The organism is Pseudoalteromonas sp. JSTW (assembly GCF_013423925.1).
Lineage (GTDB): Bacteria > Pseudomonadota > Gammaproteobacteria > Enterobacterales > Alteromonadaceae > Pseudoalteromonas > Pseudoalteromonas lipolytica.
This window is the reverse complement of the sequence record NZ_CP058972.1, coordinates 775,596-798,082: the sequence shown is the minus strand read 5'-3', so window position 1 is coordinate 798,082 and position 22,487 is coordinate 775,596. Positions and strand designations below refer to the sequence as shown.

Here is a 22,487-nt window from a genome sequence, read left to right as displayed (position 1 = left end):
AAATTCCGCATTTATTTATGATAAAGTAGACGCAGTTTATTTTATTGGGGTTTTAAATGGCTTTAACGCACTCAACACAGCCTATTTATACGGTCTCGCGCCTAAATAAGGAAATTCGCCATGTTTTAGAGCAAGGCTTTTCATCACTTGTGTTAACGGGCGAGATTTCTAATTTTATTGCCCCGGCTTCAGGCCATTGGTATTTCACTTTAAAAGACGACAGAGCTCAAGTGAAAGCGGCTATGTGGCGAGGCAATAACCGTGGACAGACTTTTCGCCCAACAAATGGCGCGCAAGTCACAGTGCGTGCTCGGGTTTCATTGTACGAACCGCGCGGTGATTATCAACTCATTGTTGAGCATATGGCACCGGCTGGTGAAGGGTTACTAAAACAAGAATTCGATGCACTGAAAATGCGCCTTGCCGCTGAAGGCCTTTTTAGTTCTGCACATAAAAAGCCCCTCCCCACTACGATAAACCGCGTTGGTGTCATTACCTCTGCGACTGGGGCTGCCATCCGCGATATTTTAACCGTTTTAAAGCGTCGCGCACCGCAGCTTGAAGTTGTGATTTACCCTGCCATGGTGCAAGGGGCTGATGCCCACAGCCAACTTATTGAAAAAATTAATATTGCTAACCAGCGACATGAAGTTGATGTATTAATACTCGGTCGTGGCGGTGGCTCATTAGAAGATCTATGGTGCTTTAACAATGAACAACTCGCCCGCGCTATATTTGCCAGTGAATTACCTATTGTCAGCGCAGTTGGGCATGAGGTCGACACCACAATCAGTGATTATGTAGCCGATATACGTGCCGCTACACCTTCTGCCGCTGCCGAGCTTGTTAGCCCTAACACGCAGGAGCTACACAATAAAGTCAGTCAGTTAGTGAAGCATTTACACCATGCATTTAAACATACACTGTCTGTTAAACGCAGCACTGCAACACAGTTTGAACATCGTTTGCAGCTGTGTCATCCGCGTAACCAGTTAAACCAGCAAACTCAAAAATTAGATGAGTTAACCCTCGCATTGCACAGCGCTATTAACGGTAAAATTCAGCATTATGAGCGCGTTCTTGCAAACTTAACACCGCGTTTAATGCAGCGTTCACCTGAAAAGCAGCTGGCCAGAAGCGAACATCAATTAGTGCAATTACATGGCCGTTTAACGCAAGCTATGCAACAACAGCTCTCAATCTCTCGTAACACCCTTTCACTGCAAGCAAGCCGTTTAGACTCGGTGAGTCCGCTAAGCGTGCTAGCACGTGGCTACAGCATCACTAAAAATGAGCACGGTCACGTTGTGAAGTCAGTGGCTGATATCAAATCAGGGGAATTATTGATAACTGAACTAGCGGACGGCCAATTAAAATCAAACGTGATCTAGCTGTGCGTTATTTACTGTTCAGTACTAACAATGATGCTCAGAGTATCGTCGCTTGATGTGGAAGAAGAGTATTTAAACTGCTTCCACCAGCCTTGCTCCATCAACTTATCGCTGATATTTCGCCAATAATGTGCAGGAAGTGAATCAACCCCTTCAGGCTGTTGCAATTTAAATTCACAGACGGAGGTTTTACAGTTGGCAACAGTCATATCTGGCTGTACAGGTAAATCGGCCATGATAAGAAAGTCTGCCATGGCCGTTTCTGTTTGATACGCCCATGCTTCATCACGCGCCTGCTCTTCTAATAAACTGTACAATGCCTCGGTACGCGAATTAATCTGTTGCGGTGAGACAACCGCCGCTTTGTAACTGGCTATAATTGTTTGCTGATTTGCCACTTGCTGCTGTAACTCTTCAATTTGTTGCACAAGCTCAGTTGCCGTAGCGGATTCTATAGGCGCCTTGTTGAGTGGCTCATTTTGAGCGCTCATGGTTTCAGGTTTTTTAATGCTCACAGATGAAGTTTCATGCGGTTCATAACCAGCAACACTCGGCGCTGCTGGCTCAATGTCAGACGTTGTTGTAGCAGAAAAAGATTGATAGAACGACATCGCAGCAGCGCCACATAAAAAAGACGCTGCAACGACTAACCCTAAAGATAATTTAGACACTTCCGTTGCCCTTTAAATAACAATGTAATTGAAATTACAACATAGCACTCGTATGCGATTCATTGCTAGGGGTGGCTGCACTATCATCTAAAAAGTTTTGATTCATGCTTTCTGCGGGGCATGGGCAGTTTGGTTTACCGACTACTTTAGCTGGCACCCCAACCACCGTTGTATGGGCAGGAACAGGACTCAATACCACAGAGTTTGCGCCAATACGCGCACCCTCACCGACTTCTATATTACCAAGTACTTTTGCACCCGCGCCAATTAAAACGCCTGCGCGAATTTTAGGATGGCGATCGCCTTGCTCATTACCCGTACCGCCTAATGTCACAGACTGTAGAATCGATACGTTATCTTCGATAACCGCGGTTTCACCAATTACAATCCCAGTTGCATGGTCAAACATAATACCATGACCGACTTTACAAGCAGGATGGATATCAACGCCAAATACTTCTGAGGTTCTACTTTGAATAAAGCGAGCAAGCTCTTTTCTGTTTTGCAGCCATAAACAATGTGCGAGTCGGTGTGCTTGTATTGCATGGAAGCCCTTTAAGTTAAGTATCACAGTTAAATAACTATCGGCTGCGGGGTCACGATCTTTAACAGCTTTTATGTCATGGGCCACATGCGTTAGCATTAAGTCACATTTTACAAAGGCTTGGTCAAATAATTCACGAATAGTAAATGCTGACACGACGGCATCTGCCAGCTTATTAGCAACAATAAAACTCAGCGCCGACCCCAAACACTCATGATTTAACACACACGAGTAAACATGACTTGCTAATAATGGTTCGCGAGTAACGACTTCGTTTGCTTCTTCGCGAAGCTGTTGCCAAATTTCATGACGCATATTTTTGCCTTTCTGGTTGTACCTAACTGCTATGCCCTAAGTTTAACGGATTTGTAGCAAGATGTACTAACCCGTTGTTTATTTGTTCTGGTTATATCTAATAACCAGAGTGTCATCGCTACTTTTTTGTTATCAAACGGTTATTTTAGTGCAAGCCAATACGACAGTGACCGATACAACATCAATCGAACCACTTAAAATAATTCGCTTATATTTCAATAACAAAACCAATATGACATCTTGGCTGTCATATGCCAAAATAGGGACTGGCGTATCGCTGACGGCGTAAAAAACAAAAATAATCATTAAATTTACATCATCAACTTAACAAGGAAACGATGATGAAAAACGACGTACTAAACTCACATAAACTAGGTTATAAACTTTACTTTCAAGATGGTGATAACCAAATCGCATGCTTTGGTCACATTATGAGCGGCAAAGAAGAAATATATGTAAACGATGAATTGGTTAGTGAAAAGCGCAGCTTCGGCTTTAAAAGTCGTCACGACTTTAACTACCAAGATAATGCGTATGCAGTCGAATTTAAGATGCAAAATATGCTAACAGGCAAGCTTGAATGTTCGTTTTTTAAAGCTGGCAAATTGGTAAAGCAAAGCACGCAAACCGCACTGACTGATAACCCAAAACAAGTTGCTATGGTTACCTTAGGTTGCTTTATTGGGGGGGCTATTTTTGGTTTTGCCTTTATCACACTTATCGAGCCGTTTATTGGGAAGTAAGTGATGCAATTAAACCCTAATACAATTAAAACATTAAGGCTTAAGTTCGACTGGACACAACAGCAGTTGGCCGACGCCTGTGATGTGAGCCTACGAACAATTCAACGCGTTGAAAAAGAAGGTGCGGCATCAAAAGAAACCACCATGAGCCTATGTGCGGTATTTGAAGTACGCCAAGGTGAGCTTATCAAACTAGACGATGAACCAGCCATTGAAAGCGAAGCAAAAGCAGTATCGAAGCAAAACTTGGCCGCAATTGTTGCAGCTTCATCGTGTGTTAGTTTTGCATTGGGTATGGCAACAGTATTTGTTATTTTTTAGGAGTAAACGATGAAAAAAGAACAGCGTGGTCACGTAGTACTCATCGCCTTTATTGCAGCAGCTTTGTTGTTAGCTATCGGTGTGAAAGTTGGCGCATTGTTATAACAAATAGATTGACTGTCAGAGTTGAGCCTTGGTGTGATTCCGGCAGAAAACTAAATAGCAAAACCTTAAAACCGACTCAACAGCCTCTCTATTACGTAAAACAGGTTACTTAAAAATATGAGTAACCTGTTTCACTGTTGTTTGAAGTATCGACTTATTCCCTGTTGTAACACCTTCACAATGCAGTAAAATGAACTGCGCAATAAATTAAGTGCTTCGGATTATTTTTTACATCAACAACAGTGAAAACTCAGCATTTATTGCTAATCTTAATTGAGTAGTCATGGTCAGGAACCAATGTGGTTGAATCAAAAGAATTTTTGAAATTAATACTTGATACCATCTCAGAGCATATCGTTGTTATCAATGAGCTGGGCGATATCATATTTGTTAATCGCAGTTGGCAAACGTTTGGCGATGAGAATAACTGTGACTGTGATATTCAATGGCAGAAACAAAATTACTTAGCTATCTGCAAGTCAGCCGCAATACAAGGCGATGATTTTGGAATAAAAGCCTTAGCAGGTCTCAATAAAGTCATCAATAATCAAGAACCTGAATTTTACTTAGAGTACCCTTGTCATAGCGACATCGAAAAACGCTGGTTTATGATGCGTGCTGTGCCACTGGAGTATAATGCGCAGCGTTTCGTGGTGATTAGTCATTTAAACATCACTGAACGAAAACTTGCTGAACAGCAAGTTCAAGAGTTAGCGCATATTGATGGTCTGACACAAATTGCTAATCGACGTCATTTTGATGACTTTTATGAGCAAGAGTGGAGCCGCTGCATGCGACTCAAACTTCCCATATCGCTGGCGATGATTGATTTAGATAACTTCAAACTTCTCAATGATAACTTTGGCCATGTCGTTGGTGACACCTGCCTAAAAGAAGTCGCAAAAATACTGCCCGACTACGCGCGTAGACCTGGCGATTTATGTGCAAGATACGGTGGCGAAGAATTTATATTAGTGATGGGAAATACTCACTGTTTACAGGCTCAAATGCTATTAACGCGTTTTATGGCCGAGCTTACAGCATTAAAGCTCCCCGAACTGGCTGGCCACCCTTTAACAGTCAGTATTGGTTTGGCAACACTTGTGCCAAACCTCGCTGATAATGCCATGCAATTGATCGAAATGGCCGATAATGCACTTTATCAAGCGAAGGATACTGGCCGCAACAAACTTGTTGTTGCTGATCACTACCCGCAAACAAATAAAGAAGAGTGCCCCTAAAGGAGCACTCTATTGTGTGTTATTGAAACACCTTTTCTACATCAACGACTGATATATTTTTCGCTGGAATAGCGAGCTTATAATCAGCAATCACGTTGTCTTCCGCGACAAGTTCTGCTGGTTTTTCTGCGTTATAAACCATAGGCGATGTTTGCTCTGACGCTAAGCGCTTTTGCATGTCTTTACCGTCACCTGTAATAAACACGTAGTGAATATTGTCGGTTTGCAGATTCTCGCGAATAACACGGTTCACATCCTCAAGTGTTAGCTTTTCAAGCTTGCCACGTACATAGTCAACAAAGCTCTCTGTATTATAAAACTCACTATCTAGCGCGTAGCCTAGTTGGCGGTCTTGGCTTGCCACCATTTGTGGCACAAAGTTAATTAAGAAGTTGCGCGTTGCTTCAAAATCGTCTTTGCTGATGCCGTTTTTAATAAGCTTATCTAACTCGAATAACGCGGTACGGGTTGCAAAGTGCGCATCGTTATTAGAGCGCAATGGACGCAGCCATACTTGGAAAATTTGCTCAGAGCGGCCTAAGTTCGCATCAGGCTTAGTTTGGAACATACCACGTGGGAAGTATTCAATATACGCATAGTCACCATAGTTCATACCACGGGTTTGACGAATACGCTGATACAAGAAGCTATTTGAACTTCTGTGCTCGCCAAAGTATGAACGCACTAGCCATAATGCAGTCCAATCTTCACTACTACGAATCGTCTCTATTGGGAAACCAAACGACACGGCTGTTGATTGCGCCGACTTTTCAACAATGGTGGCATGGTGACCACTCAGTGCTGGCGCATCGGGAATTACTAAACGGCTTTCTTTGCCTTGTGGCAGCGATGTTAAATCTTTTAGCATCGCCGATTTTACATCGCTTGGAATCGCACCAATTAAACCTACAGTTAGTTTTGATTGTGTGAATTGCTTGTCGTAAAACGCTTTTACATCATCAAGCGTCAATGCTTCCAGATCAGATAAGTCACCATAGTTATAGCTTTCGTATGGGTGGCCTTTATACAGTTGATGATAAAGCACTTCTTTACCGAGCTCTTCATCGTTTGATGCTTTAAGCCCCGCTTTAATGCTATCGATAAGCTCTTTTTTCAGGCGCTTGAAGTCATCTTCTCTAAAACCTGGGTTGAGTAATTGTTCACTCACAAGCGCATACCACTGTGCCGCATTGTCTTTGTGTACACGACCGCGCAACGAAATCATCTCTTTATCGATTTGATACCCAAAGCTACCCGCGAGTGGGTATAACGCTTTTTGAATGTCTTTATAGCTCATCGTTTCTGAGCCACCTTTCGCAAGCATGGCTGCCGTTAATGCGGCGACGCCTTTTTTACCTGCTGGATCGGCCGCGGCACCGGTATTAAATAACCAGTTAACATCAACCAATGGTGAACTGTTGGTTTTATCGAGCACTTTAAAATGACGCTCTGTTGGCGCTTGTTCTGTACTTGCAACGGCTGCGTTTAGGTCAACTTCTTGCTCAAATCCTGCCACGTTATCTAAAGCCGACATCGTCACTGTAGTACGGCTTGAATCAACAAAGTACTTATTCGCTATTGCTTTAATGTCTTCTGGGGTGATGCTATCAGCAGTCGCATAGAGCTGATTGATTACCTCTGGGTCACGCTCAAAATGCATGTAGCTTGCAAGTGTCGAGGCGATTGATTGCGATGAATCAAGCCCATTGATAAAGCTGTATTTTAAATTTGATTTTAAGTCTGCCAGTTTTTGGGTATCAACAAGCTCAGTGCGTGCTTGTACGTACGTGCGATTAATGGCATCACGTGCTTTTGCAAGATCAGCTTCGTTTTCTACTTTTACAAAGACATGCAATAACCCCGGATCTTTTGTATCAGGATTATAAGTGAACATTTGACTTGCGATTTGCTTATCAACCACCAATTCTTGATAAAGCGCTGAGTTATTTGAGAAATAAAGCTGTGAGATTAAATCAAGTGCGGCGCGATCTTTTTGCGTTGGATCCCACGCAGTGCCTTTATACGATACAAGCAACCAATGGCCTGGTAAACCGTCATTCTGCTCATGTATATATTTTGGCGCTTGTTGCTTTGGCTCTACTGGAATATCTGCTTGGTAATCACCTTTTTTCCAGTTACCCCAATGTTTTTTCACCATTGCCATGGTTTCTTGAGGGTCGACATCACCAACAATGACCAACGATACATATTCTGGTTTATAAAATTTTGCGAAAAACTCTTTCCCGTAAGCCATTTGATCTGGCATGGCTTCAATGTCTTCAAAAAAGCCCATCGTGGTGTGTTTATAAGTATGTTTCTCAAATGCTTCGTTACGCACTGCTGAAAGCAATTTACGAATTGGACTGGCATTATTTTTTAAGTACTCACCTTTCACTGTTAAGGCTTCTGTACGGAACTGTTCTTCGCTGTACGTGAGGTTTTGAAAGATATCAGCTTCAATTTCAAGCACTTTATCAAGGTGCTCTTTTGAGAAGTTTAAATGATAGTTGGTGTAATCATTAGTAGTATACGCGCGGTTATCAACACCCGAGTTTTTTAAAATATCTGAATACACGTCTTGTGGGAATTTTTCTGAGCCTTTAAACATCATGTGCTCAAAAAAGTGAGCAAAGCCCGTTTTGCCTTCTTCTACTTCGTTACGAGAACCTACCGACACGGGAATTTGTAATGAAACAACATCGGGGTAATCCGTTTTTACCACCATGACACGAAGACCATTTTCTAGTTCTTCTAAAACGTAATCTTGGCTAAATACACGGTTATCTTCTTGGCTGACAACCTGTTCTATTTCGACTTCTTTAACCATATTTGATTGTGAATTCGTCGCACACCCGCTAAGAGCAAGCGTTACAGCAACACTGGTCGCTAATAATCTAAATGTCATAATGATCCTTTAATTTTACTTGTTAGTTATTTTTCTCATAATCAGTTGTGTTTGATTATGCATGAAAGTACTGGAAAATATGAGGGTCAAGGGCACAATTAATGTAAACAGGTGTGTCAATTTAAGATAACACCTCACCACCAACTTGAATTAAATTCATGCTCATTGAAAAACTTTCAACAGAAAAATCTATCTAGACGTCTAAATGGCTGCTATATTATTTCCCATAGACGCAGGCACGAGCTGGAATGAGGATTATGGCTTTATCACTACAAGAGAAAATTGAAGACACCAATCAGGGTGTATACCTGATTGGTACCACACCGCCTAAATCAGGCACTGATAAAGCCATGCTTGAAACCATTGCACAAAAATTATTGGGTCGCCTTCATGAAATTGAATACGATGGTGTCATTATCTACGACATTCAAGATGAGAGCAGCCGTACAGAAAAGCCGCGTCCGTTTCCATTTAAAGAAACCGTAGACCCACGTGAGTACAGCCATTTGTTGCGTAGCCTGTCTCATTTAGATGTTATTACTTACAAAAGTGTTGCTCAGCGCGGTGAAGCTGAATTTACCGATTGGCTACACGAAACACGTAATGAGTTTGATTTAAAAAATCTAGTCTTGGTAGGCAGCCCATCTTCGCATGGTGATATCAAACTAAGTTTACCGGATGCTTATAACACCCTTGCAAAGCAAGACAATGATGTGTTTCTTGGCGGCGTGACCATTGCTGAACGCCATGCAAGCAAACGTAACGAGCATGACCGCCTATTAGAAAAAACAGAGCAAGGTTGTAAGTTTTTTATTTCACAAGCTGTGTACAACGCACAAGCAACCATTGATTTAATCACTAGCTATGCACGTAGCTGCAAAGCGTTAGGCATCGCACCTAAGCGTATAATTTTAACGTTTACACCCTGTGGTGGTGAGAAAACGTTAGATTTTATGGAGTGGCTGGGTATCTCTGTACCGGAGGCAACAAAATGGCGCATGCTTGATTCTGCAAATCCATTGAGTGAGTCAGTACGCATTTGCCGTGAAAATCTTGACCTCATATTACAAAGCTGCGCACATTTAGCGGTGCCACTTGGTTTAAATATTGAGAGCTTAACAAACCGTAAAGAAGAAATTGATGCGTCAATTAATCTTTACCGCTTACTTAAAGCAACCATGGAATTAAACCTAGCCGAAAAACAAATCGCTTAAATAATGTGCGCGTTTATACCAATACGTTTAATTAACAGCGATTTTAAAACAAGAAAACGTGGTCGCTAGCAAAGAAAATGCGGGTAAGCATAACAGTTCATTAAACGCTTTTGTTCACCAAGCTAATGTACACACGACTTTATGCTATTAGCGTGTTGATTAGTGCTAATTTAGGCTCCCTTAAATTAGCACTGATACAGCTTAATCTATCGGCGCCTAGGATTTTTTTGCCCTAATATACGTTTTTTGTCACGAGAGCGTCGTGCCTTATTCGTGTTTTTTCGGACTTGTTTTGGCTCTTTTGTTAAATCAGGCTCGTACCCTGGCAGCCATTGTGGTGTTAAGCGTGTATCTAATAAAACATCAATTTCATCCAGTAACCATTGCTCATCAATACTCACCAATGACATGGCCAACCCAGTTTCACCTGCTCGTCCTGTCCGCCCTATACGGTGAACATAGTCCTCTGCAACATAAGGTAGTTCGTAGTTAATCACATACTTTAATGAGGCGATATCAAGGCCACGCGCCGCAACATCTGTAGCGACAAGTACTCGAGTGACACCCGTTTTAAAATTTTGCAGCGCTTTGTCTCGCGCCCCTTGGCTTTTATCGCCGTGAATAGACTCTGTTTTTAAGCCATCCTTACACATTTCTTTTGCCAGACTATCGGCCGTTTGTTTAGTGCGGGTGAATATAAGTACTTGTTGCCAATTTTTCATGCCGATCATATGTGAAACGAGTTCGCGTTTACGATCCTCATCAACCGCATACACAATCTGCTCAACTTCAACAGCAGCCGAATTGCGTTTATCAACCTCAACTAACTTAGGATCATTCAACAACTGTTTACTTAGCTCAAAAATGCTGTCATCAAATGTGGCTGAAAAGAGTAAGGTTTGGCGCTGTTTTGGAACATGACGAAGAATACGCTTTATTTCATCAATGAACCCCATATCAAGCATGCGATCTGCTTCATCAAAAACAAGGGCACTAATGGCAGATAATTTAATGCTCCCTTTAATCACATGATCAAGTAATCGTCCTGGTGTAGCCACCACAACTTGCGCACCTTTAATGGCTTTAATTTGTGGGCCAATACTGGCGCCGCCATAAGCAAGCGCGGCTTTAATAGGTGTATTAGCTGCATAACGCTCAACACTGGCAAATACTTGCTGTGCAAGCTCTCGCGTTGGTGTCAGGATTAAAACTTTTACAGCCTCGGGCAGCGGCTCTTCACGCAATAAGTTATCAAGCAGTGGTAATACAAAGGCAGCTGTTTTACCCGTGCCTGTTTGTGCACTTCCCATAACATCAACCCCGGCTAAAATAAGCGGGATAGTTTGGCTTTGAATAGCCGTTGGGGTGTGATAATTCTCTGCTTGCAATGCTGAAAGGAGTTCAGGCGCAAGGTTTAACTCTGAAAAGCTGGTTACTGACATGATAGGGTGCACAATTACTGTAAAACGTCTATTGTACGCGCAACACTAAAAGTAAAAGATCCACCTTCTAAAGAAGGTGGCTTTGCATTAGCCCCCTAGAAGGGGGCGTTGTTTACTGGAGTGTTAACTGCGCCTGCTCTTGCACCTCTTCCTTTTCTTGGTGCCTGACATACCGCCTTATTATTTCTTCATTTATCCCTACAGTATCTACGAAGTACCCTCTCTGCCAAAAATGGTTTCCCCATAACTTGTTTTTCCTTAAGTATGGATATTTGCTAAATAGCTTTAACGCTATTTTTCCCTTTAAAGCACCCATTAATTTCGAGACTGATAACTTCGGCGGTATCTTTACTACCAAATGAACATGGTCAACCTGCACATTTAACTCGACTACTTTGCACCCTAACTGCTCACAATAAACTTGTATGCACCTGTAAACATCTCTGCCTACTTTGTTCTTCAATATTCTGAACCTATACTTTGGCGTCCAGACTATATGATATTGACATCGCCAATACACATGCGATGCTTTCTCGTATCTACTCATGTTTTTTCCTTATATGACTTCGCTAAAAATCAAGTAAGGAATTAACATGAGTATTTTTTCAGGCAAAGCCTAAATGATGATAACCACCTACTGAAGTAGGTGGTTTAGGGCCGAAAACAAAAAAGGCGCTAAAGCGCCTTTTCTTACAAGCGTTGCCGTTATGCAGGTTTAAGTGTTTCTTTGCGTTGATTATAAAACGCAATCAAATCATCCACGGTTGCTTGGCAGTATTCACGAATACCTGACACCACCATGTGCTTTTCGCCTGACCCGACTTTTTCACCCTTTTCTAATAAATCGAAACGTAAGGTGATTTTTCCTCGCTTACCTGTATAAGTGAAATCAGGCTCCGCGAATTGCAGCGCTGGTGACGTAATATCAAGTCGGTCTAAATTAATGAGCATTGACTCATAGATAACCATAGGTCGTGCTGGATTGATCATTACATCTTGCTTACCCATTAATGGAATGATCACATGCGGGAAAGTGGTACCAGAAAACTCAACGTAGTTTTTAATTAAGCTATTGATCAAATCTGGACATTGACTGACCGCCCCCTCACGTTTCACTTTAAGCATTACTTTATCGCCATCAGTGATATCAAATTCATCGGCGCCTTCTGGAAAAGAGAGCTTTGATGTCTCATCAACCATACCAGCAAAAGTGAATTCCATCTTTTCGCTGATCCCGTAACGGCTGAGTACAAGCGAAAAAAGTAAATCGCCAGGTACACAAAACTTTTTGGCATCTTTGTCGTGTAACGGATTAAAGTCATCTGCCACGGACTTAGCAAAACGACAACCTTGCTCACGAGTAATAGAGACGTAATCAGCATGTTGCTGATAAAATGGACTTAACATAATTGTTCACTGCTTAAACTGCTTATAACCTGCCTATACTACCAGAAAAATTTATAGGAGAGGTCGAATCTGTTAAATATAAGTCACACGCTCAGCGAGAGTTTAGCTACAATTACTAAAATGTTGGTTTTTATATCTAAAATGAACTTTGTATCAATTTGTACGCAACAGTTAACAAATGAACAACAATAGTGAACACTAAAGCAGCGCCAGAGCGTAATGAAAAGTTATTAATTTTAACTAAATATAAATTCAGATTCTATTTTAAAACAAGGCGCTAACTTAGAAGTCGCGACAAAAACACAAATAGGTCTGAAAGCGCTGGCAGTTCTTAGTGCTATTTGTGGCGGGAACGGTAAATAAGGTATGATGAACACGTTTTTTATCGTGTAATTGCCACTCATAGGCTGCATAATCATAATTATAATAAGCGGCATAAAAATGAGCTCTCATATTGAGATAGGTACGTTACACCAACGTTCAATGGTTAATATTACTTTGAAAAAAAGACTTTTAGAAAACAGGGGCTTGGTTAAATGATAAACCGATTAAGCTGGTCATTACTGTTTTTATGTTTGTGCTTTTCAGCAAATTTGCTGGCCGATGAAAGTACAGACCAGCCTTTTTTTAAAGTATCACCCATTGTGTGTGTAACAGATACAAAACAAAAAGTATGTGAATTTAATATTCAAGTTCACTTTAGGTTAGCCCCATTTAAAGAACTTTGCTTAGAGGTAACACAACGCCCACAGTACACACAGTGCTATACACAAAACGGCTTAATTATTGAAAAATTTATAATAAAAACCGAGCACCCGCTGACTGTTAAACTAATAAATCCGATAAACAATGAAGTTGTTCAGCAACAATTACTTTCAATAGCAAACTATGAAGCTAAAGATTATCGTATTAAACGGCGTTTTGGCTGGAGTTTATAATGCACCATATTTTTTTAATTGAAGATGATGTAAAGCTAGCTAGCTTAATTCAAACGTATTTATTGAAGCATGGCTACACAATTGATGTTTTTAATACAGCAAAGGCATATCGCCAAAGCGAAATTACCTTTATTCCATCACTTATTATCTGCGACATAATGCTCCCAGATGGTAATGGTTTTGAACTAATTTCGCAGCTGAAAGAAAAGTTCAGCTGTCCGGTGATCTTTTTAACCGCCTTAGATTCAGTGCAATCACAAATTAAAGGGTTAGATTTGGGCGCCTATGACTATCTTTTAAAACCAATCAAGCCTGAATTACTACTGGCCAAAATTAAAACCATTATTACCCACTCTGTTGGCCAAGATAACTTTTCTAAGCAAAACGATATTTTGCGCATCGATAATAAAAAAAGAGATATCTTTTTCCATAACACAGCGCTTAACCTGAACGACAGTGAATTTGAAATTATTGCCTACCTTGCCAAAAACTCACCGCAACCCGTTTCACGTGAAGTCTTGTTCAAACATATTATCGGTCGTGAGTACGACGGTCTTGACCGTGCTATCGATTTAAAAATCAGTCGACTCAGGAAAAAACTAAAAGAAACCATTAAAGATCATAAAGAATCTTTAGATATCAAGTCTGTGCGAGGTAAAGGATACAGCTTGGATATTTCAGAAATATGAAGCAGCAGTTTTTTAAACTTTATTTAATCATCACCGTAAGTTTAATTGCCTTAGTGCTTGCATTTGGCCAACTCTATAATCAGTTTTTCTTAGAGCAAACCCCTAGTATTCAACTCAGTGTGGATGAATTAGCACTCATCGCTCAACATAAAGACACGCGTATTAACGCATTTAATCAAAATGAGTTAATTTTACCTGACTCTTTACAGGCATCATTCGACAGAGATGGCATTATCAGTGTCAATGAAAACGGCCAACAATTTGTTTATTTGAAGAGCGATAATGGTGCAATACAAAGAGTCGGCCCTATTACGCTTATTTCACAAAGTAAAAATGACTGGCTCGCTTTTTTTGCATTTTACATTTTGCTTGCAGCCATGATCTTAGCCTTTATTCGCCCTGTATTTCGTGATTTGGGGTTATTGCAACGTGCCGCATACCGTTTCAGTAAAAAGCCGCAACGTATTGAGCTGGATATCAAACCAAACTCCTCCATTGCGCCTTTAGCAAATACCTTTACTCATATGTCTGATCGCATCACACAGTTTGTACAACTTCATAATGATTTATCACGCATTATTTCCCATGAGATTCGTACCCCACTCTCACGAATGCGCTTTGCACTGTCGATTTCTGAATGTGAAACAGAAGAAAGTATTCAAATAGAACGCGATATCGATGAAATTGAATTACGCCTTGAACAATATTTGTCATTTGCACGATTAGAGCATCAACAAAGTGTCTTTAATCAAGAGAAAACCAACCTGACAAGGTTGATTGAGACTGAGATCCACAAATTTGAACTCTACAAAGAGCTTAAGTTTAGCGTTAAATTAGACGTAATAAATGCCTATTGCGAAGCAAGTTTTATGGCCATTGCCGTTCAAAACTTGCTGATTAATGCCACTAAGTACGCAAAACACACCATTTTAATACACAGCGCGGAAGAAAGTGATTTTTATACCATTAGTGTGACTGATGACGGGCCCGGACTGCCTATAAATGCTGACGCACTCATAGAGCCTTTTAAACAAGGTGAAGGGGATAAACTCGCAAGCGGCTATGGGTTAGGGCTCTACATTGTGCATCGCATTGCCAGCTGGCATGGTGGGGTCATATCACTTGCAAACAACACAGACACCGGTGGGGCTGAAATTGCAATACGCTGGCCTAAAAGTGGTAAGTAATTCCAGCAAAACCCGAAAAGTAACCATTTTTTTCGATCATGTGTGAACGTGCCAAATGGCTATCAAGCCACGTGTGTTTAAGCTTAAAGTCGATACTAAAACTGTCACTCAGTGGGTATACGTAACTCACTTTTAAGTGATAATTAACCGCACTCTCTAAATCATATTTAGGTAAGCGAACCACACTTTCTGATGGTAAAACGGTGTAGTAATAATCGATTAATTCTTCATTCTTATAGGTCGCGCCGGCCTCTATACCCGCGATACCCGAAAACAATTTAAATTCACGAGAGCCAGTCAAAAGTAATTCATAACCGTCATGTACATGCGTTACATCGTGAAAATATGCAGCACTTAACCACACAGAGTCGTACACGTTTACCGCTGAGGCTACCCCTGCCATATACGATAAATCACGTTCAATTGGGGTCAGGTTTATTGGTGAAGCTGAGGGTCTTGTTGGTCTATCAGTGCCTGTTCTAATGACACCCGTGGCATACAGTTTATCGATACCATCCAACTCAAAAAAGAAACCATCATCGTTAAAGCGGCCGAGTAAATCGACATAGTAATCTGGGGTTTCGATTAAGCTGTAACCGAGCGAAAAGTCGTCGAAGTACCAATCATCACCATAATAAGCCACGCTTGGTAAAACAGGAGACGTGACGTTATCCGCACCAAGAACAGGGTTCTCTATACCACCGTATCCTAGTGTAATACTGGCATGAATTGTCGACTTTTTTATCAACTGTGGTTGTTTTACATCTCCCTGCGCATAAGCGATAGACGTCGTTAAACAACACAGTAAGCCAAGCAATTTTTTCATCAACTTAATTCACCTTAATAGCATTATTAATGATTATAATGATGCCTAAACACGATTAATAACCCACAGGTTTCCACCCTTCTGGGTGCGATCATAGCGTTTGCACACATTTTTGTATAATTTTTTCACTCAACAACTATGTTAATGCGGGGCTAATCCCTCACTTACTTCAAACTAACACACTGAAAAAAATATGAAATACTCTGTACATTTTGCTACAGAGGATTTTCAATCGCTTTATTACTTTTAGCTATAAGGTAAAAACCCATCTTTCTAAGATGACTTATTTTCCCTTATAAAAGAGTAACATAAACACTCACCTTCCCTATCACCCCTTTTTGCAATCTGGCTTTTGCCCCCATTTTTAATTAACTGCAAACGTTAATAAAACAGCCTGACTAAAAAGCGAAGTAAACACGACATATAGGCCACATCCTTTTAAGTCGAGCAGAGTACACAAACGAAAAAAGGGCCCGAAGGCCCTTTGTCACATAACACACTTAGGGAGTGATTAGCTGCGCTTTGCTTTACGGCGTCTTAAGCCTGCAAAACCTGCCATTAGAAGTGTTAGCCATGCAAGTGAGCCGCTTGAATCCTCATCGTCATCTGAGTCATCAACCTCGGGAGCTTCTGTTACTGATAACTGTAAGCTTTGTTCAACCGTTGTTGTACCATCACTTACTGTCACAGTATAAACATAGTCACCCGCAACGAGACCTGACACTTTCGTGCTCGCACTGTTTGCTGACTCTATCGTACCTGGACCCGTCCACTCATACGTTAACTCATCACCATCAAGGTCTGATGCCGTTGCGCTAAGTGTCGGTACTTGACCTTCACGTACATATAAATGAGTCTCTGCAAGCTCTACAACAGGCGCATCATTCACTGCGTTTACTGTCAGTGTAAAGGTTGTTTGTGCTACCGCCGAAGGCTCGTCTGTATAAGCAACCATTACTGTTACTTCAATTTCACCATTGAAGTTTGCTGCTGGTGTCAGTTTTAGCATTGAACCCGTTTCATGGCCCATTACCTCAACTTCAGCATTGTCAGCCATTGCTGTAATAACGGTTTCTTTACCTAACTGGTTGTCAAAGTTAACCGCAATCTCTGTGCTGTTATCTTCATCAACTGATTGGTTAGAAATAACATCAATTGCTAAGCGCTCTGCAACAGTAACTACTTTCACATTCACAGTTGCTGATGTTTCAAGTTCACCATCTGATACTGTCACTGTAAATACATGGTCACCCGCAGTTAAGCCTGACACGGTTGTTAACGCTGCGCTTGCATCTGCAATAACACCGTTACCTTGCCAGCTATAACTCAGCTCATCACCATCTGGGTCCATTGACGCTGATGCATCTAGTGTGACCGTATCGCCTTCTGTGATAACCATCTCTGTATTCGCTACATTTGCAACAGGTGCATCGCTCACGCCAGTTACTGTCAACATAAACGTCGTGCTTGCAGCATCTGATGGGTTCTCAATGTCAGAAACAACCACCGTCACTTCTGTTTCACCGTAGAAATTCTCATTGGGTGTTACGGTGACTGTATCGCCATCAACTTCAAAACTTACATTGTCTGAAATAACTGAAATTTCATTTTTCGAGTTTGTTTCATCAATATAGTGAACATCAAAGCTAATTGCTGTTTCTTCTGTGGTTACCATATCGTCAAGCGCTACAACCGTGATATTGCTTGGTACACTGAGTGTCGCAGTCGTTGTCATGTCATTTAGGCCAGAGATAGCTGCTTTCGCATCAATATTTAGCATTTGACCTGCCGCTGATGGCAATACTTCTGCCCATGCCGTTACTTCGAACTGTGATGATTCTGGGCCAACGTAATCCATACACACAACATAGTCGTCACTAATAACTTCATCTAGATTGTTATAAGCAACTTGAACGCCGCGATATTTATCAAGTGGACCGTATTCATATACTTCGCCACGGAAACCTTGAAGACCAATACTGCCGTGCGGACGGGTCGTACCAAAGTCAAGATTATCGTATGCATAGTAAATTTCGTGCTCACCTTTACCAAAACGCGTATTTGCATTGAATAGCACTTGGAAGTCGAATGAGTTATCACGTTTTGTATAACTGTATGTGCCTGTTGAACGGTCATAAACAGGATCGTCATAATCAGATGCATTATCCCACTCAACAATACCCCATCCCGTTGCAGTACTTGCTAGTGAAATACCCTCGTTTGACGATAAGCCAACAGACATTACAGAGCGTAGTAAGCCTTGTTCAGAGAATTCCCAACCACGCCATAATGGACCCATGTTTTCAAATGGGAATGAATTATATGGGAACGGATTGTGAACTGGGTAGAAGAAGCGACTACCGCTTGTATTCACCGTACCCATGCCGCGAATTTGGATAACCTGGTTCTGAATGTTTGTATTTCCAGTGTTATTATACAAACTGAAGTTATCGTACGCACCATTGTAAAAACTTGCGATAGGTAAAGTATAGCCATCACGATAGTTATATAGGTTTTGATCATCAAAACCTGATAGCAGCGGCATAATCCCAAACTGTGATAAATCTACATAACCACCTGGGTTTGCATTACCAAAGTCAGGTGTACGACACATCTCATCAGTAATGTTATCGGTAACAATGTAGTCTGGCTCAACATCGCGCGTATCAGCCTGCATTCCTGTTACAATAACCTTGCCATCAACAACTTCAATATTGATTTCTGATGTTGTTGATATTGCAACATTTTCAGCTTTAACATCCAGACCTTCTGGAATCGCTAGTTCAAGAGTAAATTCACGGTCAACACCTGAGTTATTTGCCAATACTTCAAAAGTATAAGGAACGAAGTCACCGACTTTAGCACCTGTATTCGGCGCATCTAGGTGCGCAACATCTTTACCACGATTAATCTTGAATGGAATAGAACCTAAGTTACCAGGATTAACTGCTGATGTGCCCACATCCAATAATGAGTAGTAAACACTATTAGCATCAAATTCCATGTTCCAATCAACAGTCATGTCAACTTTGTTTAAACCATCACTCGCAGGAAGGCGTGCAGTCATCCCTGTTGCAACTTGCTCTGATACAACAGCAGTTGCCAGTTCAAAGGTTTCTTCAACTGGACCTACAGAGGTTTTATTACTGCTATATAAAACAACCCAATATTCACCTTCTTCAGGGTTATTAATATTACAGAAGTTGTTGTAGATTCGATGGTTAGATACGCATAAAATCTCATCTTGAGGCTGAACAATACCATCGCCATTGTAGTCTTTACCTACATAAACGATTGGATTACCTTTTTTCAGTGAACCATCAAGTTCCGATTCAACACTGACAGTTTCTGCAATAAAACGTTTAGAATTAGCGGGGACGGTTACAAACTTAGTGAATGTTGCTTCATCTAAGATATCTTCAGCAGCTACATCATCTTTACGATTCATTGTCCAAGGGAAAGTAGTATCGTCATCTTTTGGCAGTGTTACAGAAGTAATTTCTGCTTTCACTGGTTCATAGACACGTGCTACAGGTGCTTCGATGTTTGGTAACATAATGCCTTTAGCAACATACGTTCCTTCGTCAGAATGCGCAGTTGTAGATAGCATTGAAGGTAAGTTACCGCGATCATATTTAAACGCTACAGGCCAATGCGCATCTGGAATACCCGCTTCCTCAGCTTGGAATACTAGGTTCGTGTGTAGCTCAACTTCAGAGTTACTAAACCAATCTTGCGTATCCATAATCGACGCTTTAACGATAATGGTTTGTGTCTCACCTTTTTTCAATGAGAAAGTTTTCGGGAAGATATCAATATTCACACCATTTTGAGCGGATTGTGAATTAACATCATAACTCCAGTTTTCAACATCCTCATGACTAACGGTCCAAGTACCGTCTTCTGTCGCTTTAATCGTTCGTACCCATTGACACTCTGGTGCACATGAGAAGTTAACTAAATTAGGCAAGTTAAGTTTATGCGGTGTACCGCCATTGAATGGATCTGCAGCTAAGAAGTTATCTGCTGACTCATCCATGACAAAGCCCGCTTTTGCTGCTAGCGCAACATTTATGCGACCCGCACCTGAACGATAAGTCTTCGCATCTGCAACTACATCATTTTTATTATTTAAGCGGTGATATTTAACCACATTTTCAGCCGTCATTGATAATGCTGACTGAACTTCAGCTGCAGTCCAATCTGGGTGAATTTGACGAAGTAACGCCATTGAACCCGCAACATGTGGAGATGCCATTGAAGTACCACTAATTGCCGCATAATCTTGGCCATGTGGTGTTACAAACGGATGCTCATCAGAATAAGCAGCATAGATATCAACACCCGGAGCAGCAAGTGTTGGTGCGAGCACTTCTATATTTGAGAATGAAGGACCACGCGATGAGAACGTTGCTAACCAATCAGCATCTTCAGCGTTAACTCGACGCTCAATCACCGTTGGTTTAATAGTGATCATATGGCCCATTTCTGAATAACTATCGACCCAGTCTTCTAGGCCATCATTACCATCAACACCATTCCATTGATCATACGTAAAGTGTACGCCAGGTAAAGAATAGCTTTCTGCAACAGTACCTTGAGCACCATCACGGTTGTACATGATGAAACCATCCGCTCCACCGGCTTTCACGTGATCAACTTTTGCTGTACGTGCATTCGCAGCAGGATCAGCTGCTAAGTGACGCTGACAAATAACAATAACGTTAGTCGTTCCATCAGCCGCACCCGCTATCTCCGTGCCATCCTTATAGAAGTTAAAGGTATTTTCAGGGTAATCAGCTGTACAATAACCGTTGTAATCTTTGAAACCATTAACATCTTCATAGTCTTTAGCCCAAACAACAACCCCGGTGATTTCTTCACTGTTGATTGCGCCCCCTACTAGACCCGTTTCTGACCAGCTAGGAACCTCAGATCCAAGTGAGGCATCTGCAAAACCAGCGAACTCAACGGCGGTTTCAACAGCAACACTACGGCCGTGTGTAGTCGCTGCAACTTGCGCCAGCCAAGGCGATGAGTTATCTAAATAACCAAAACACTCTGCGCTGCCACACCCTTGTCCGCTATTACCAGCCGCTGCTGCAACGTTAATGCCCGCTTCACGCGCGGCTAAAAATGCAAGTTGCACAGGGTCAGCCCACACGTTCGAATCTGCACCACCGATTGAAAAGTTGATTACATCAACACCATCAGAAATCGCGTCTTCAATACCCGCAACAAGCGCTTCGCCCGGACACCCTCTGTATTCGTCACTTGACGGGTAACATACTTGATAAGCAATAATATTCGCATGGGGTGCAACACCTGAAATCTCAGGGAATAAATCTTCTGCAAGGATATTACCATCTGTATTTTCACCAAAACTCGGTAACATATAAGGCACATTTTTAACGACGTTACCCGCTGCAGTTGATGCAACGTGTGAACCGTGACCTTGATAATCCTCACCAATTGCAGGCCAACCTGGGATCATGGCATCAAATGCATCAGTGATCACATCATAAGAACGCACACCGATTAACTTACTATTACATTGGATTTCTTCAGGTTCTTCAACACAGTCACCCACATAATTACCACTGCCAAATGGATTAATGTGCTCATAACCATCATCACCTACTGCAGCAAATGATGGGTGATCAGAGTTGATACCTGTATCGATAATGCCGACAATTTGGCCTTCACCTTTGCCTTTAATACCGCTGGGAACACTTGTGCCATCCCACACTTGGTCTGCACCAATATGACGAGGACCTTCATCAGATAAAAGATCGTAATTTTTTGAACGCATAACAGAAGCGACCGCTCCTAGTTCAGCAACACTCATTGCTTCACGTTCTGTCATTTTTACAGAGAAACCATTCAATGCTTTAGTGAACTGACGACGCATTTCTGTACGGCCTGTTACAGCCGTTACGCTTTGCATAACAGTGCGTTGTTTTGTAAGTAGCTTATTTTGGTACTCGGTCACGGCAGAAATCGACGGCTGACCTTTTTCGAAAACCTTTGTCACACCTTGAGTTTGCATTGTTTTCGCTAAAGGCGAATCGAACTCACGCGCTTCAAGTGCAACAGAGTTATCTCTTAAGCGAACAATATAAATATGCTCACCGTCTAGGCCTTCTTCAGTAAACTTTTTATTTTGTCCACTCAATTGCACATTTAGACCATCATTCTGCATCATGCTAGTTGAGTCGCCTTGATTGTACTCTTTGCTAAATGCTTTGATTTCTTCAAATGTAATATTAGGTGCTTTTAATTGATTTTGTGTTTTAAGCTGACTATCAACACCGACTGCATGAGCAGCGCTGGCACTATAGATAGCTGCGGCAACAGCAATCGAGAGAGTTTTCACTTGCATAAAGTATCCCCTGGATAGTTAATTAGTATAATTATTCAAGCTGGGTGGATATCCATTCCACCGCTCGCGCTTATAATATAACCACAGAGAATTAAAAAATTACCTACATTCGTGTAGCGCTTTGTACACACGATTAACATTTAAGATACTTAAAACTCCTGTAATC

The 22,487-nt window shown here is 41.5% G+C and carries 17 protein-coding genes; 8 read left to right on the top strand and 9 right to left on the bottom strand.

The window, feature by feature from the left end:
- Positions 1–56: 56 nt before the first annotated feature.
- Positions 57–1,391 carry an exodeoxyribonuclease VII large subunit gene (gene xseA, locus GZH31_RS03730; RefSeq protein WP_036970617.1) on the top strand — a complete coding sequence of 445 codons (1,335 nt, stop codon included), beginning with the start codon at positions 57–59 and terminating at the stop codon, positions 1,389–1,391.
- Positions 1,392–1,402: 11 nt separating this feature from the next.
- On the opposite strand, the gene GZH31_RS03725 is transcribed toward xseA, so the two are convergent.
- The 3 genes from GZH31_RS03725 to GZH31_RS03715 form a co-directional block, all read right to left on the bottom strand.
- Positions 1,403–2,062, bottom strand: a complete 660-nt coding sequence (locus GZH31_RS03725) for a hypothetical protein (RefSeq protein ID WP_074989758.1) — start codon at positions 2,060–2,062, stop codon at positions 1,403–1,405.
- A 34-nt stretch (positions 2,063–2,096) separates the two neighbouring features.
- Positions 2,097–2,921: a serine O-acetyltransferase gene (gene cysE / locus GZH31_RS03720; protein WP_036970620.1), complete on the bottom strand. Its 825-nt coding sequence runs from the start codon at positions 2,919–2,921 to the stop codon at positions 2,097–2,099.
- Between the two features lie 132 nt (positions 2,922–3,053).
- Positions 3,054–3,227: a hypothetical protein gene (locus GZH31_RS03715; RefSeq protein WP_155950843.1), complete on the bottom strand. Its 174-nt coding sequence runs from the start codon at positions 3,225–3,227 to the stop codon at positions 3,054–3,056.
- Positions 3,228–3,259: 32 nt separating this feature from the next.
- Here GZH31_RS03715 and GZH31_RS03710 point away from each other — a divergent pair, with 32 nt between their 5' ends.
- The 3 genes from GZH31_RS03710 to GZH31_RS03700 all read left to right on the top strand — a co-directional run bounded on the left by GZH31_RS03710 (position 3,260) and on the right by GZH31_RS03700 (position 5,331).
- Complete coding sequence (locus GZH31_RS03710) at positions 3,260–3,664, top strand: hypothetical protein (RefSeq protein WP_065978449.1); 405 nt, start codon at positions 3,260–3,262, stop codon at positions 3,662–3,664.
- A 3-nt stretch (positions 3,665–3,667) separates the two neighbouring features.
- Complete coding sequence (locus GZH31_RS03705; protein WP_036970624.1) at positions 3,668–3,985, top strand: helix-turn-helix transcriptional regulator; 318 nt, start codon at positions 3,668–3,670, stop codon at positions 3,983–3,985.
- A 404-nt stretch (positions 3,986–4,389) separates the two neighbouring features.
- Positions 4,390–5,331, top strand: coding sequence for a sensor domain-containing diguanylate cyclase (locus GZH31_RS03700; RefSeq protein ID WP_180311389.1), 942 nt, complete (start codon positions 4,390–4,392; stop codon positions 5,329–5,331).
- A gap of 19 nt (positions 5,332–5,350) precedes the next feature.
- On the opposite strand, the gene GZH31_RS03695 is transcribed toward GZH31_RS03700, so the two are convergent.
- Positions 5,351–8,236, bottom strand: coding sequence for a pitrilysin family protein (locus GZH31_RS03695; RefSeq protein WP_180311388.1), 2,886 nt, complete (start codon positions 8,234–8,236; stop codon positions 5,351–5,353).
- Positions 8,237–8,493: 257 nt separating this feature from the next.
- On the opposite strand from GZH31_RS03695, the gene GZH31_RS03690 reads away from it, so the two are divergent.
- Entirely contained in the window at positions 8,494–9,450 is a 957-nt protein-coding gene (locus GZH31_RS03690; RefSeq protein ID WP_065978452.1) for a methylenetetrahydrofolate reductase, read from the top strand.
- 206 nt (positions 9,451–9,656) lie between these two features.
- Here the strand turns inward: GZH31_RS03690 and GZH31_RS03685 are convergent, their stop codons facing one another.
- The 3 genes from GZH31_RS03685 to GZH31_RS03675 form a co-directional block, all read right to left on the bottom strand.
- A complete protein-coding gene (locus GZH31_RS03685) occupies positions 9,657–10,892 on the bottom strand; it encodes a DEAD/DEAH box helicase (protein WP_036970629.1) in 1,236 nt (411 codons plus the stop codon).
- 112 nt (positions 10,893–11,004) lie between these two features.
- Positions 11,005–11,439, bottom strand: a complete 435-nt coding sequence (gene tnpA, locus GZH31_RS03680; protein ID WP_036970631.1) for an IS200/IS605 family transposase — start codon at positions 11,437–11,439, stop codon at positions 11,005–11,007.
- A 158-nt stretch (positions 11,440–11,597) separates the two neighbouring features.
- Positions 11,598–12,299, bottom strand: a complete 702-nt coding sequence (locus tag GZH31_RS03675) for a DUF3581 domain-containing protein (RefSeq protein WP_036970634.1) — start codon at positions 12,297–12,299, stop codon at positions 11,598–11,600.
- A 536-nt stretch (positions 12,300–12,835) separates the two neighbouring features.
- Here GZH31_RS03675 and GZH31_RS03670 point away from each other — a divergent pair.
- Genes GZH31_RS03670 through GZH31_RS03660 form a run of 3 tightly spaced genes read left to right on the top strand, consistent with a single transcriptional unit; the run spans position 12,836 to position 15,113 of the window.
- Positions 12,836–13,237, top strand: a complete 402-nt coding sequence (locus tag GZH31_RS03670) for a DUF3019 domain-containing protein (protein WP_036970636.1) — start codon at positions 12,836–12,838, stop codon at positions 13,235–13,237.
- The gene (locus tag GZH31_RS03665) at positions 13,237–13,926 is read left to right on the top strand and encodes a response regulator transcription factor (RefSeq protein ID WP_036970639.1); all 690 of its coding nucleotides are present in this window, start codon (positions 13,237–13,239) and stop codon (positions 13,924–13,926) included. The genes GZH31_RS03670 and GZH31_RS03665 overlap by 1 nt, the downstream gene beginning before the upstream one ends.
- Entirely contained in the window at positions 13,923–15,113 is a 1,191-nt protein-coding gene (locus GZH31_RS03660; RefSeq protein ID WP_180311387.1) for an ATP-binding protein, read from the top strand. The genes GZH31_RS03665 and GZH31_RS03660 overlap by 4 nt, the downstream gene beginning before the upstream one ends.
- On the opposite strand, the gene GZH31_RS03655 is transcribed toward GZH31_RS03660, so the two are convergent.
- A complete protein-coding gene (locus GZH31_RS03655; protein ID WP_075593813.1) occupies positions 15,097–15,939 on the bottom strand; it encodes a MipA/OmpV family protein in 843 nt (280 codons plus the stop codon). The two genes, GZH31_RS03660 and GZH31_RS03655, sit on opposite strands and share 17 nt — an antisense overlap.
- Positions 15,940–16,450: 511 nt before the next feature.
- Complete coding sequence (locus tag GZH31_RS20090; protein ID WP_180311386.1) at positions 16,451–22,321, bottom strand: S8 family serine peptidase; 5,871 nt, start codon at positions 22,319–22,321, stop codon at positions 16,451–16,453.
- Between the last annotated feature and the right edge of the window lie 166 nt (positions 22,322–22,487).